This is a genomic window from Winogradskyella algicola (assembly GCF_005869935.1).
In the GTDB taxonomy this organism is placed as follows: Bacteria; Bacteroidota; Bacteroidia; order Flavobacteriales; family Flavobacteriaceae; genus Winogradskyella; species Winogradskyella algicola.
On the sequence record NZ_SZQF01000003.1, the window covers coordinates 82073 to 96932 of the forward strand.

The 14860-nt window shown below is 33.4% G+C and carries 11 protein-coding genes; 7 read left to right on the forward strand and 4 right to left on the reverse strand.

Annotation, left to right across the window (positions count from 1 at the left end):
• Positions 1-41: 41 nt before the first annotated feature.
• Positions 42-4433 (reverse strand): translocation/assembly module TamB domain-containing protein, encoded by a 4392-nt coding sequence (locus FC091_RS06450; RefSeq protein ID WP_246035807.1) that lies wholly within the window; start codon positions 4431-4433, stop codon positions 42-44.
• 182 nt (positions 4434-4615) lie between these two features.
• On the opposite strand from FC091_RS06450, the gene tsaD reads away from it, so the two are divergent.
• From tsaD to FC091_RS06485, 7 genes are all read left to right on the forward strand, one after another.
• On the forward strand, positions 4616-5638 hold the full coding sequence (gene tsaD / locus FC091_RS06455; protein WP_138433466.1) for a tRNA (adenosine(37)-N6)-threonylcarbamoyltransferase complex transferase subunit TsaD: 1023 nt from the start codon (positions 4616-4618) through the stop codon (positions 5636-5638).
• A gap of 103 nt (positions 5639-5741) precedes the next feature.
• Positions 5742-6371 (forward strand): peptidylprolyl isomerase, encoded by a 630-nt coding sequence (locus tag FC091_RS06460; RefSeq protein ID WP_138433467.1) that lies wholly within the window; start codon positions 5742-5744, stop codon positions 6369-6371.
• The gene (locus FC091_RS06465; RefSeq protein WP_138433468.1) at positions 6371-7075 is read left to right on the forward strand and encodes a 16S rRNA (uracil(1498)-N(3))-methyltransferase; all 705 of its coding nucleotides are present in this window, start codon (positions 6371-6373) and stop codon (positions 7073-7075) included. The genes FC091_RS06460 and FC091_RS06465 overlap by 1 nt, the downstream gene beginning before the upstream one ends.
• Positions 7076-7498: 423 nt before the next feature.
• A complete protein-coding gene (locus FC091_RS06470; protein WP_138433469.1) occupies positions 7499-8143 on the forward strand; it encodes a DUF4159 domain-containing protein in 645 nt (214 codons plus the stop codon).
• A gap of 89 nt (positions 8144-8232) precedes the next feature.
• Positions 8233-8733, forward strand: coding sequence for a TrmH family RNA methyltransferase (locus FC091_RS06475; protein ID WP_138433470.1), 501 nt, complete (start codon positions 8233-8235; stop codon positions 8731-8733).
• Between the two features lie 37 nt (positions 8734-8770).
• Entirely contained in the window at positions 8771-9865 is a 1095-nt protein-coding gene (locus FC091_RS06480; protein WP_138433471.1) for an AI-2E family transporter, read from the forward strand.
• 8 nt (positions 9866-9873) lie between these two features.
• Entirely contained in the window at positions 9874-11052 is a 1179-nt protein-coding gene (locus FC091_RS06485) for a THUMP-like domain-containing protein (protein WP_138433472.1), read from the forward strand.
• Here the strand turns inward: FC091_RS06485 and FC091_RS06490 are convergent.
• The 3 genes from FC091_RS06490 to FC091_RS06500 all read right to left on the reverse strand — a co-directional run bounded on the left by FC091_RS06490 (position 11042) and on the right by FC091_RS06500 (position 14803).
• On the reverse strand, positions 11042-11455 hold the full coding sequence (locus FC091_RS06490; protein ID WP_138433473.1) for a hypothetical protein: 414 nt from the start codon (positions 11453-11455) through the stop codon (positions 11042-11044). The genes FC091_RS06485 and FC091_RS06490 overlap by 11 nt on opposite strands.
• A 121-nt stretch (positions 11456-11576) precedes the next feature.
• Positions 11577-12245, reverse strand: coding sequence for a ligase-associated DNA damage response endonuclease PdeM (gene pdeM / locus FC091_RS06495; protein ID WP_246035808.1), 669 nt, complete (start codon positions 12243-12245; stop codon positions 11577-11579).
• A 107-nt stretch (positions 12246-12352) separates the two neighbouring features.
• Entirely contained in the window at positions 12353-14803 is a 2451-nt protein-coding gene (locus FC091_RS06500) for a ligase-associated DNA damage response DEXH box helicase (RefSeq protein WP_317128730.1), read from the reverse strand.
• Between the last annotated feature and the right edge of the window lie 57 nt (positions 14804-14860).

A 14860-nucleotide genomic window follows, 5' to 3' on the forward strand; every position in this document is an offset into this window, starting at 1 on the left:
TTTCGTTAATAAGTATTTTAATAAATTTTAAAAAAGTGAAGTTAAGACTTAGATTTTGTCTTCTTTTTCTTCATAGACATGTATTCTGGCATAAGGTCATCGTCATCGTTTTTATCTTCTTTTTCTTCCTTATTCCCATCTTTATCTTTACGATTTTTACCAGAAAAAATAATATTGAGCAGCTCCTTGAAAGTATCGAATTCTACACTATAAGACATACCGATACCTTGAGTATAACCAATCTCTTCGCCAAAGTTTCTTATAGTGTTTTCTCTATTGAATACTTTGGCTCTTAACGTACCGTCTTCATTGAGCAACCAATCTATTTGAACATCTCCAGTAATAGTGGTTTGTTGCGCACTGCCGAAAGGCACACCAACTTTACCATTTACTAATACTTTTTCTGAAATCTTTGTTTGTAACGTTACTCCAACAGAATTATTAGTTTGCAAATCTGGTGTGTCCTGACCAATTTCTGCAACTATCCCTATATCTAAATTATCGTTATTATCGCCTAAAATATTATTTAAAATACCTGTTAATCGTTCAGATAAAGTTCCTGTTATATCTAATCCACCTGTTGTTGTTGTAAAACCACCTGTACCAAGTAATGTAAGGGCTTGATTGTTTCTTATATCTTTTGAAGATAATCTATAGTCTAACTCTGACTTTACGGTTGAGGATACATTAGGAAAGCGTAAATCGAAATCTGGTTGCGGCTGTTCTAAATCACCTGTTAAATAAATATCTACCTCAACAGGTATTCTTTGAGAAATAGGATTATCTAACAATACAGAAGGGTTTGCTTTGGTCTTATAGATGGCTTTTAAATTTATTTCTGCTCCCATAGGGTCACCCTCCCAAACTATAGTTCCGCCTTGCTCAACCTCAAACTTTTTCTCTACCAAACCACCATACTTAAAGTTATAAACACCCTCATAAACCGTAAAATCTCCCCACATATTAAATGTTCCGTTGGTGTTGATGAAAAACCCTAAGAAACCTCTTCCTTTTCCTTTTATTGTACTGCCTGCTTCTTTATCTATAACTATTTCTATAGTAGCATCTTCAGTAACATCTAAATCGAAATTAAGCTCCAAGCCTTTTACCTCGATAGCCTCTGTGACTTCGCCGTTAAGTCTAGCTTTCTTTTCTTCTGGACTTAAAAAATGAATGAAAGAGTTATCGCCAAAACTCTCAGAATCATTCAACGGAATATTAAAAACTGTTCCAGAGGCTGTACTCCCCTCCACATCTATAATCAACTGGTCAGTTGGTCCACTAATACTAGCTTCCCCAGACACAAAGGCAGTTCCATAATATAATTCGTCCTCGGACTCTTCAGTATTTAAAACCAACAAACGGTCTGTGCTCAAGTCTAAACCGAGTTCCCAATCAGAAAAATTATTATGCTGAATAAAACCGTTTAAGTACCCTTGTGAGAAGTACTTAGAATCTGTCATAGCCACATTATTAAAAATAAACTGTTGATTACGCAAGGATACTTTAGAATCAAAATCAAACCCGTAATCTACATTGAGATATGGAATAGACAGACCCGCTCTATCTAACAAAAGTTCTCCGTCAATACTTGGTTTGTTAAGGCTTCCTGTTACGCTAGCTTCACCAGAAACCAAACCTCTTATATTACTAATAACGCCTTCACCAAGTGGGTTAAGCGGATCTAATAAAAATTCTTCGAAAGTAACGTCGAGATCTATTGTTGATCTTCGCTCTGCGACATCAATACTACCTTTTGCCAAAAAGGATGTAAGATTATCATTAACCAAAGAAACATCTACCTCATAATTGGTAATAGAGTTATTACCTTCTATAGCTGCGGTTAAATTACCTAAATCATAATCATTAACAAACAGGTTACTGATTTCTAAGTTAGATTTTGGCAGATAAGTACCACTTTTCAGAATGAGATCTAGCTTTCCGTTTACAACGCCTGCTAAATCCAAGCTATCTATCCGTGGAGTTATTTTTACCAATTCTACATCTTTAAAATCAACCCTTAGATTTTTATTGATACTATCACTAATTATTCCTGAAACCTCGATAATTTCATTACCTTGATTAATAGTAATCGGAAAAATATCAAAAGCAGATAGTGTTCTATCAAATCTTACTTTATTGAAATTGTTTTTCTCTGAATTTATAAACCATTCGTAACCTTTAAATACTACATCAGATTTTCTAAAACCAACAACCGATTTGTTTGCTTCATCTATGGTGTAAAAAAGATTTAGATTAAATTCATCTTTATTGTTTTTGCCGCCTTTAAATTCGGTTTTTACTAAAAGTGTATCACGCTTTGTAACATTTATTAATGTGAAGTCTGATGCATTATAAACACCTGCGCTAAGTGTATCTATTTCAATAAAGGTATTATATAGTGGGTTACTGTTATCTACATTGAGGTTGATATTATTAGCAAAATAATCTTTAAACTTAATTTCTGGAGAATTAAAAGTAAGCTCAAATCCTTTTGCATCTGTTTCAATTCTACCTTCTATAAAGGTGTTTTTACCCAAAAATAAGTCCCTAAAAAAGACAGCTGCAATCTTGGAATAAATATTAAACCTAAAATCGATATACTGACCTTCTTCAACCTCAAAAGGCACGTAATTGGTATAAATACTTCCAACTGAATTTTCAACCAATTTAAAAATATCTTCAGTCTTAAATTTACCTTTGATTTTACCGTTTATGATATCTGGTGAGTTTATAGCTATGGTACGTTCATCACCTTCAAAGGATGAAACTATATCAAAATCTTCAAATCTGTATCTACTATCCTGATTTTTGTATGTCGTATTTTTGATGTTTATTGCACCTGTTACATCATCAAAAGTAGATCCTGTTGCCGTCATACTTACAATACCTCTAAATTCTGAAATACTGTCTCTTGTTATAAAATTAAGTACTCTTAGATTGGCATAACCGACATTGGCGTTAAAGTCAAACTTCTTTTTTTCGTCCACAAAATCAACTAATCCATTAAAATCTAGTTGAAGGTTTGGATCATCAGCAACGAGATTACCGTTAAAAATCTTATTACCCAAATCACCAGAAACCTTAATACCATTATACTTGTAACCATTATATTCTAGACTAAAGACATCACCAGTTATATCTGAACGTAAATTATCTAGTGTAAAACCTTTACCATCTACATCGAGATCTGCTGACACAAATTTGGCTTTAGGGTCGTTAATTAGCTTACCGATGTCAAACTCATCAAAAACAATATTTCCTATGTAACTTGCTCTGTCAATATCATCAATTTCCGTGAGCTCTAAATCAGATTTCACAAAACCTAAATCTGTATCAATTGCTATGGCTGCATTTATGCGCTTTGTTGTTATTTGTGATGTTCCTGTAATTTTAAAATTACCAACTTTAGACAAAACCGTTGGGATTGCATTACCAAGAATTCTTGGCAGTAAGGCTGTTAAATCGTTATAGTTTGATGCTAGATTTTTAAAATCGCCGTCCAAGGCAAAACTATCGTCTTCTTTGGTAAATAAATTTTTAAATGTGATGTCACCAATAATTCTGGTATTTCTTGTGGTACTTACATTTAAGTTTTTGGCTTCAAGATTATTTAAAGTACCTGATAAATCTGCATTGAAACTTGCGCGTTGATTAACACCAAATTCATCAAAAAAAACGTTTAATTCTGTTAACGATATTTCAGAATCTTTAAAACTGGCTGTAACGTTTACCTTATCCGTAAAGTCTTTTAGGTCTTCGCGTTTGTAATCAAATCTTAAATCACCTTTTAATTCAGACTTTTCAGTTTCAATACTCAAATCAGCAAAATTCATGTGGTCTAAGGTGTATTCAAAATTAGATTTTAGGTTCTCTACTGTAATACCTCTGCTATCCTTAAAACTGAATTTATTAATGCGCGAACTCACATCGGGACCATTTATTAAAAAATTGGTTGTATTGGCATTAAGCTCTGTAAATTCAAAAATCCTTGGTGTTTCAAGATTTTCATCTGTTAATTTAAAAATGCCATTTTCTATAGATAAATCGCTTGACGAAAACAAGAAACTACTTGGTCCTTCTCGTGGGTTATCGTCTTCAAACTTATCTACAAAAACATCGAGATTTGTATCTTCTTCACCTTCATACGTTTTTAGATTAAATACTAAATCTTGAATATCTATATCACCTAGATTAAATTTACTATTGTATAGGTTTTTGAAACTTATAATAGAGCTATTTAACTCACCAATGCTTATAAGTGTGTCTTTTTTATAATCTCTAATTAGAATTTCTTTTAACTCTATATCTCCATTAAGTTGAAGACCAACTTTACCAATATTAATATTGGTTTTAAATTCTTCGTTAACTTTTTGCGTAGCGTATTTACCGAGTTTGGTTTGAACGGCAGGAATACCCAGAATTAAAAACACAATAAGGAACAAGAGCAGAATAATACCTGCTATTTTCCCTATTATTTTGAGTACTCTTTTGATACGGATTAATAATTACTTGTTGATGAAATCTTCACTACATTTGCAACTGTAATACGCTGGCAAGTGGAGTCTTAGACTATATTCCGTAAAATTAACAATTATTGTGCCCTTTTTAGTTAATGAAAAAAGAAAATATTTATATCCTTGGTATTGAATCATCATGTGATGATACGTCTGCTGCTGTACTATGTAACGATACTATTTTAAGCAATGTTGTGGCTGACCAAAAAATACATGCCGAATATGGTGGAGTTGTGCCAGAATTAGCCTCTAGAGCACACCAGCAAAACATTGTTCCGGTAGTGAATCAGGCCATTGAGCGCGCTGGTATTTCTAAAGAACAGTTAAGTGCTATTGCCTTTACACGCGGACCAGGTTTAATGGGCTCTTTGCTCGTTGGCACCTCTTTTGCAAAGTCTCTGGCTTTTGGTTTAAATATCCCTCTCATTGATGTTAACCACATGCAAGCGCATATTTTAGCGCATTTTATTGAAGAAGAAGGACACCATAAACCACCTTTTCCATTTTTGGCGATGACCATCTCTGGTGGTCATACACAAATAGTAAAAGTTACTAAGTATTTTGAAATGGAAGTCCTTGGCGAAACCATTGATGATGCTGTTGGTGAGGCCTACGATAAAAGTGGTAAAATTTTAGGACTAGGCTATCCTGCTGGTCCAGAAATAGACAAGCGTGCACAATTAGGAAACCCTAAAGCTTATAAATTTACCAAACCCAAAGTAGATGGACTTAATTTTAGTTTCTCTGGTTTAAAAACAGCCATTCTGTACTTTGTACAGCGTGAAACTAAAGCCAATCCCAATTTTGTTGAAGAAAACCTTAATGACATCTGTGCTTCTATTCAATATACAATTGTTGGCATTTTAATGGATAAACTGAAACTTGCCGTAATGCAAACTGGCATTAAACACATTGCTATTGGTGGTGGAGTTTCAGCAAATTCTGGCATTAGAAAAGCTCTTAAAGATGCTGAAAAGAAACATGGCTGGACCACTTACATCCCTAAGTTTGAATATACCACAGACAATGCTGCTATGATTGCCATTGTTGGATATTTAAAGTATTTAGAAAAAGACTTTTCAGATTTTGATGTTATGGCTACTGCTAGATTGAAGATATAAATTGTTAAAACATCTGTTGATAACAGATAGTGTAGAGCTTTAAATACATTTTAAAATTTAGTTGTTTTGTAAATACCCCAAATTAAACGAAATCAATTACACAATGAAACAACTATTTTTTCTACTCTTCTGTATTCCCTTTTTAAGTTTTTCTCAAGACGCTTTAGAAACCGAACTCGATTCTATTAATTCTATCGAAGAGGCTAAAACCTTTGCTAAAGCTCACAAAAAATCTAATAAAAGTAAGGTCTTTACATTTAATAAAGAAAAGCATAAAACACGCTTGGCAGATGAGCTTTTTAAGCTTTCTAAAGGTGGAAAAAAAGTTGTAAAAGGTGAATACAAAAAGACCTACTACAAAGTTATTGAGAAAGAAAAAACCTTGCACTATAGAGCTAGTTATATATTTTTTGATGGTAGTAAAATGAGCTTAGAAGACATCAACGAAAAGCGTGATAAAATTATCTCTCAATACCAACAAGGTTATAAATTTAATAAGTTAGCACAATTAAACTCTATGGATTTAAATGCCAAAAGAGGTGGTGATTTAGGTTGGTTTCCCGAAGGACAAATGCACCAAATGTTTGAAGACGCTGTAAAAAACCATAATACTAATGAAATTTTTACTTTAGACATTGAAGATAGAAACTGGTATTACGTTGTTCTTAAAACGCACGACTCTAAAACCATTGAAGAAATTATTGTTTTACAATACTCAGAAGCTACAGATTAATGCAATTATTCTACAATCCTAATATTTCAGAAGGAGACACTACGTTTAATTTTGACAAAGATGAAAGCCGACACATCGTAAAAGTGCTTCGTAAAAAAATTGGAGATCAATTACACATAACCAATGGTAAGGGTTGGTTATTTACTGCAGAACTTACATTGTCAGATGCTAAACATTGTTCGGTAAATATCTTATCACAAAGTCTACAACCGAAACGTCCTTTTAATTTGCACCTTGCTGTTGCACCAACTAAAATGAACGACAGATACGAGTGGTTTTTAGAAAAAGCAACAGAAATTGGTATTGAAGAAATTACACCAATCATCTGTGATAACAGCGAGCGTAAAGTTGTAAAGCTAGAACGATTTGAAAAGATCCTACAGTCTGCCATGAAACAATCTTTGCAATGCTATTTACCAAAACTAAATGAACCAGTATCTTACAAAGATTTTGTAGACACTTCTTTTTCCGTAACAAAGTTTATTGCGCATTGTGAAGAAACCGATAAAAAATCTTTAAAGTCTCAGTTAAAAAATAATGACGATACTTTAATACTTATTGGGCCTGAAGGTGATTTTAGCGTTAAAGAAATCGAAATGGCTTTGGCTGCTGATTTTATTCCTGTAACCCTAGGAAATACAAGGCTCAGAACAGAAACTGCAGCAATAGTATCATGCAGTTTAGTTAATTTTTTGAACACTTGATCAATCTATTAATTACCAACTTATCAATAATCATATTAACAAAAAACTCAACTTATTAACAGTCAGATTGTTGAAGGCTTGTTGAAATTGAAAATTCAAATTTATAGGATAATATAATTTTTTAACAAATCTTTGTAAAAGAGAAAGACCTCAAACAACTTTTCTCTTTTTGTATTAGAGCCAAGTTAATTATAAGGCCTTTTTCTATCTCTATAAAACCTCTTCTTTTGTATTGAAGAGGTTTTCTTTTGAACAAAATTAAAAATCTTCTTTTGAATATTTAAGAAATATTCATTCAAGTTTTTCACATCCACCTTTATTAACAAACACTTTAATCTGAGAATTGATTATCACAATTATTGTTAAGTGATAAAAATTCCACAATTTCTTTATTACATTTGAATTATAATAATCATTAATTAAATGAAGGGTATTTTTCTCTTTCTATTTTTATTATTCACAGGTATTAGCGCTTTCCCTCAAGATATAGCTGTATTAAAGTATAAAGGTGGTGGCGATTGGTATAGCAATCCTACAGCTCTACCCAATTTGGTAAAGTTCTGTAACGATAATATTGACACTAATATCAATGAAAACATACAAACTGTAGAAGTTGGTAGTACAGACATTTTTCAGTATCCATTTTTACATATGACAGGTCATGGCAATGTGTTCTTTAGTGAAGATGATGCCGAAAACTTAAGAAAATATCTCATTTCTGGTGGTTTTCTTCATATTGATGATAACTATGGTATGGAGCCATACATTACCAAAGAACTAAAAAAAGTTTTTCCTAATAACGAATTAAAGGAAATCCCTAAAAATCATGAAATATTCAGTTCTGCTTTTGAATTCCCAAACGGCTTACCAAAAATCCATGAGCATGATGGTAAAGCATCGCAAGCCTTTGGTATTTTTCATGAAGATAGATTAGTTTTACTCTTCACCTTTGAAAGTGATTTAGGTGACGGCTGGGAAGACCCAGAAGTACATAATGATCCTGAAGATGTGCGTGAAAAAGCACTCAAAATGGGAGCTAATATCTTGAAATATGCTTTTGAAAATTAGAAATGAGATAATAGACTCTAGATATGAGACTTGTTTATTTTGAAAAACAAAATTTCTCTTATCTCAAGTCTAACTTCTAAAATCTAGCCATGCAACTCACCCACTACACTTCAAACTTTAAAAAGCAAAAACATCCCATTACTATAATTTGTGATAACATTGCCAATGCACCAAATATTGGAAGCTTATTTCGTATTGCAGATGCGTTTAATATTGAAGAACTTATTTTTTGTGGAGATAATATTCCTATTGGAAAACGCATGACCAAAACATCACGTTCTACCGAAAAGTATGTAACCCATAGAATTGAAAAAAAGATTGATGATGTTATTCTTGAGCTAAATGAAACACACCAAATCATTGCTTTAGAAATTACCGAAAGCAGTACAGAACTAAGCACTTTTAAACTTGAAGTCAATAAACCAATAGCACTAATTCTTGGAGATGAAAACTTTGGAGTTTCTGAATCTGTATTAAATCAATGTGATGCTATTGTCCACATTAATATGTATGGAAATAACAGCAGCATGAATGTTGCTCAAGCTACCAGCATTACACTTTATGAATTTACAAAACAACTTAATTCTTAAATTTGTACTGCTGAATTTATTTCAGCATCTTTGAGATATGAATGAGAACTCAAAAATCATTGCAAATGGCATATTAAGAGCCTTAGGAATTCTCTTAGGTATAGCTTTGGTTTTATTCTTTCTATACAAAATACAATCTGTAATAGTTTACATTGCCATCGCTGCTGTAATTTCGCTAGTAGGTAGACCAATTGTGCTGTTTCTTAGACGCAAATTAAAGTTTAACAATACAGTTGCAGTTGTTGTAACCATGCTCTTGTTTATTGGTTTGTTCGGTGGATTAATTGGTATGTTTATTCCTCTGATAACAGACCAAGGGAAGAATTTAGCGCTTTTAGATTTTGATCAACTAGAGCGTAATCTTGATAATTTATACCAACAAATCGTTACCTATTTTGAGTTTAACAACATTGACGTTGAGCAGTCTATAAAAGACTCCAACATACTATCAAAGCTCGATTTTTCTTTAATTCCTAACTTCTTTAATAGTTTGGTTAGCGGATTGGGAAGTTTCAGTATAGGCTTATTTTCGGTACTATTTATTTCATTCTTCTTTTTAAAAGATAGCAAATTATTTGAAGAAGGTATAATGATATTTGTTCCAGAAGGAAATGAAACACGCTCTAGGAACTCTTGGATAAAGATAAAAGATCTTTTGTCTCGCTACTTTGTTGGGCTTATATTTCAAATTTTAATTCTCTTCGTTATCTACACTATTGTTTTACTCATTTTTGGCATAGATAACGCAGTTGTTATTGCTTTCCTTTGTGCACTATTAAATTTAGTGCCTTATGTTGGGCCTTTGGTAAGTGGTTTTTTAATGCTAATACTAAGTATGTCTAGTAATTTGGGAGAAAGTTTTAGTGATGTTATTTTACCAAAAACCACTTTTGTAATGATAGGGTTTATCATTGCGCAATTGGTAGATAATTTCTTTAGTCAGCCCTTTATATTCTCCAAAAGTGTGAAATCTCATCCATTAGAAATCTTTTTGATTATCGTTATTGCTGGTATTTTATTTGGTATTGTTGGAATGATCGTAGCGGTTCCTGCATATACAGCAATTAAAGTAGTTTTAAAAGAATTTTTATCTGGCCACAAGATTGTTAACAAGCTTACAAAAGGCTTATAGGTGTTAGTTTGAATACAGATTTATTAAATACTGAAATACAAGAATTTATAAATTTTAATTTAAAATCTAACGTTTCTGATTTATTACTCCAAGGAATACCCTTTCCAGCTATCGATCAAAAACTTATAATAGAACAGATTGAAGCCAAAAAGCGATGCGAAAAAAAGCTACCGACTTGGTTTAGTACTAAGAATATATACTATCCAAATAAGCTCAATATTGAGCAAACTTCATCAGAACTCACAGCAAAGTATAAAGCCGATTTGGTATTTGGAAAGTCTCTAATAGATCTCACAGGTGGTTTTGGTGTTGATGCCAACTATTTTGCAAAACAAGTTGAAGCTGTAACGCATTGTGAAATAAACGCAGATCTTTCTGAAATTGTAAAACATAATTACAAAGTACTTGATGTTACTAATATAACCTGCCTTAATGAAAATGGTATCGATGCCTTAAAATCTATCAACAAACAATTTGATTGGATTTATATTGACCCTTCACGAAGAGATGACTCTAAAAATAAAGTTTTCCTACTCACAGATTGTACACCAAATGTAAAAACATTCAAAGGATTGTTTTTTAAGTATGCTAAAAACGTGATGATAAAAACATCTCCTTTATTGGATATTTCTGCTACAAAAAATGATTTAGAACACGTAAAAGAACTTCATGTCGTTGCAGTTAACAATGAAGTAAAAGAACTACTTTGGGTTTTAGAACGCCATCATGAAGACGAATTAAAGATTAAAACCATAAATCTCACAAAATCTGATGACGAAATTTTTGAGTTTAACTACAATGAGGAATCTACCGTTGAAATAGAATTTTCTGAACCTCTCACCTATTTGTATGAACCAAATTCGGCAGTATTAAAAGCTGGTGCGTTTAATATTATTTCAAATACACTTCATGCTAGTAAACTACACAAGCATTCGCATTTATACACCTCTAAACAACTAATAGATTTTCCAGGAAGACGATTTAAGATAGAAAAAGTCATATCATTCAACAGAAAAGAATTTGCTAAATTAGACATCAACAAGGCAAATGTCACCACTCGTAATTTCCCAATTCCTGTAAGTAATATCAGAAAAAAACTAAAAATAAAAGATGGAGGTTCTTCTTATCTGTTTTTTACTACAGATATAAACAATTCCAAAATTATAATCTTATGTACTAAAGTATAGTTGGAATATAAGACACTATTTCATTACTGCTATTAATCTCAATCTCGTATGCCATACAAGAATTCATATTAAGCAAAACCTTATCATCACTGACAAGAGTTTGGTTACTATCTATTGAAAAAAGCACTTCTCCTTCGCCAAAGCTAGCCCAAGATGTTGTTGTATTTGCTGGTATATTTGGAATATCAACTAATACTTCACCATCGCTGTCAATAACTTTAAAATCAACAGTAACAGTGCCATTATTAATAACTCGTGTAATTGGATCTTGATCGACACAAGGATCATTAAACTGACTAGGCGTTAAGTCATCAGAAATATTATTTCCGCTTGGGTCTGACGTACAAGTAAATAGCGTTAATGCCAGGCACACTAAAAGTGTACTTTTAAGTAGGTTTTTCATCGGTTAATAGTTTCGTTGCTAAAGCATTAAGCCCTAACAATCAATTTGGGATGACAAACATATAAAAGAATTTTTAAAATACCGATAAAACGCACAAATTATTCGACGAAATGCATTTTTATTAAATTTTAAAAATTGAAGAATCTGTAAAGGCAAATTGAACTACACCATTAGGAATATCTCTAGTATTTAATCCAGTAAATAAACTGAAAGCAGGTAAAATCAATTGATTTTCAGTGATTTGATAGCATGGCAACTTAATCCTCTGTCTGCCCTTACCCTTTATCAATACTCCTGGATGCGTATGACCAGAAATCATAAATTCATCCTTACCATTTTTATTTGGCTCGTGAAGAAATTTAAAGGGTGTTAGGGCTAAATGTGTTACGATTTCAATGTTTAAATCATCCATTAAAGACTTTAATTGCCGATCGTGATTTCCTTTGATCAATACCAACTTTAGATCTGGAAATTGACCAAGCCATTCCTTAAAAGTAGTCATATCACTGTTTCGCTCAGCATGGAATAAATCACCAACGATTAGAAGTGTTTTAGCACCAAACTGTAGAATGAGATGTTTGAGTCGTTCTAAGTCCTTTTGTAACACATCATCTGGCATGGGAATTCCATGTTTCCTAAAGTGTGCTGTTTTTCCAATATGAACGTCAGATAAAATCAAAGCCTCCTCGCGATGCCAATACAAGACACGTTGATTGGTAAGGATTAATTCCTCATTTTTAATCGTGATATGTTCGGTTACAATTTTCAATACAAAAGTGAAATTCGTCAATTCGAGTGATTTTTCGAAATCAAAATGAGAAAAATAGTATCGAGAATAGAATTTCACGTCGTTCTCGATACATTCCGAAACACGTTCGGAACACTCGAACTGACGTATTAATCGATTTTAAATGCTTGTTCTTTAATACGTTGAATGCGTTTATCTAAACTTTCATTACTCATAGTACCTCGCAAGCTATCGACCTTCAAGGGAAAGCTCAAAGGTGTAAAAGACTTGGCATGTTTTACAACAATCTTACTCTTTGAAATCCGCTCAAAAGCTTGCTGTAATCTTGCCTCTTCCAACTGTTGATTAAACACCTCTGTATAAGCTTGTCTCAACAACAAATTATCTTGCTCGTAATCCTCTAAAACTCTAAAAATAAGTCCAGAAGAGGATTGTAAACTTTTATTATTCTTACGCGTGCCTGGTTGTGATTGTACTACTAAACCTGCGATGACCGCTATATCTCTAAACTTTCGAGATGCCATTTCAGAGGCATTAATACTGGCAACAACATCATCCATTAAATTGTCTTTACTTAACAATGCTTCAATATTTGATGCATTCACTGGAATAGGTTGATCACTCAGCAATTCAAAGCCATAATCGTTCATAGCGATGGTAAACGTCAGTTGTTTCAGTTTACTAATACGATATGCCATCAATGCCGAAAATACCTCATGTACCAATCGGCCTTCAAAAGGATACATAAATAAATGATGACCGTCTTTGGTTTCGATTAACTCCACTAAAAACTCATCAGCCTTTGGTATGTGTGAGTGTTGGTCTTGTCGAGATACCAAAGGATTCAAAAATCGTAGTTCTTTCTCTAATCGTCCAGGTTGCAAGGCATCTGATAGCTTCAACCTTAAATAATGACTCAAATGCGATGTCAAGGGCAATCGTCCGCCTAACCAACTCGGTGAAATAGCTTTCTTGGCCTTACTTCTTCGCACTAAAACGGTCATGTCCTTAATCTGAACCAATTCCAATATTCGACCCGCCAAAATAAAGCTGTCACCTGGTTTTAATTTCGAAATAAAGAATTCTTCAATCATACCAATATAGCCACCCGACATGTATTTCACCATCACATTCACTTCACTAACAATAGCACCAATATTCATACGATGCAACATGCTAATACGTCTACTTTTTACTTTGTGCAAACCATCTTCATCTAAAATTACCTTATGAAATTCTTCATAAGAATTTAAAGTCTTTCCGCCTTTTGTGATAAAGTGTAAACACCATTGCCAGTCATCTTCTGTGAGATATTGAAAAGCATGGATCTGCTGAATTCGTTGAAATAGTTCATTTGAATCAAACCCTTCACCAACAGCTAAGGTTACCATGAATTGCACCAAAACATCGAAGGTCAATACCATCGGATCTCGAGATTCTACCTGCTTGTCTTTCACTGCTTCTTTCAACGCCGAAACTTCCACCAACTCTAAAGAATGTGTTGGAATAAAATAAATCTTTGAACGCTCAAATGGTGAATGACCACTGCGTCCTGCACGTTGCATAAAACGTGCTACACCTTTAACAGAACCAATCTGAATCACACAATCCACAGGTTTAAAATCCACACCTAAATCCAAAGACGATGTACAAACCACAGCTTTTAAATAGCCGGAAGCTATATTATCTTCAATCCAATTTCTTAGTTTTTTATCTATAGAACCATGGTGAATGGCTAAAAGTCCTGCTAAGTCTGGTTGTGCATTCAATAAAAGTTGATACCACAGCTCTGCTTGTCCTCGCGTATTTGTAAAAATTAAAGTTGTCGTATTTGAAGCTATAATCGGTAGAATCTTATCTACCATATTGGCTCCCAAATGACCAGCCCATGGCAAAACTTCAATTTCATCTGGTAAGACCGAAATAATGTCTAATTTCTTTTTTTGCTTGGCCGTAACCTGAGTGACTTTTAAATCTGAATATGGCAAAAGCACATGCTTTGCTTCTTCAAGATTACCGATAGTCGCAGTGATTCCCCAAATTTTTAGCTTTGGTGAATAGTGCCTCAATTGTGCAATTGCTAATTCTGTGAGTACACCACGTTTATTGCCAATCAGTTCGTGCCACTCGTCAATAGCAACACATTTTACTCCTTTAAACCATCTGGAATTCTTTTTCTGAGAGAATAGTAGATGCATGGTTTCTGGTGTTGTCAATAGCACATCTGGCATTAAACGTTCTTGCTTACGCCTTACTGCTGTTGGTGTGTCACCATTTCTTACCTGTACAGACCAGTCTAAACCAATATCATCCACAGCTTCTGTCATGGCCTTAGCTAAGTCTTTGGCCAAAGATCGCAATGGACTAATCCAGAGTAATTTTAAGCCTTTAGGATACTTGTCTGGATAATTCAAATAATCAATTACTACCCCTAAAAAAACAGAAAAGGTTTTACCAAACCCAGTTGGCGCGACGACCATACCCGAATAGCCATTAGCATAGCGTTGCCAGGTCTGTAATTGAAACGGAAAAGGTGTCTGACCTTTTTCTGCCATCCAATTGTTTATTATACGTAGGCCTTCACTTTCTTTGAAATTCAAAATATTTTTTGTTACTTTTCTGTCACCTCGAGCGCAGTCGAGAGGTAAATGATTTTA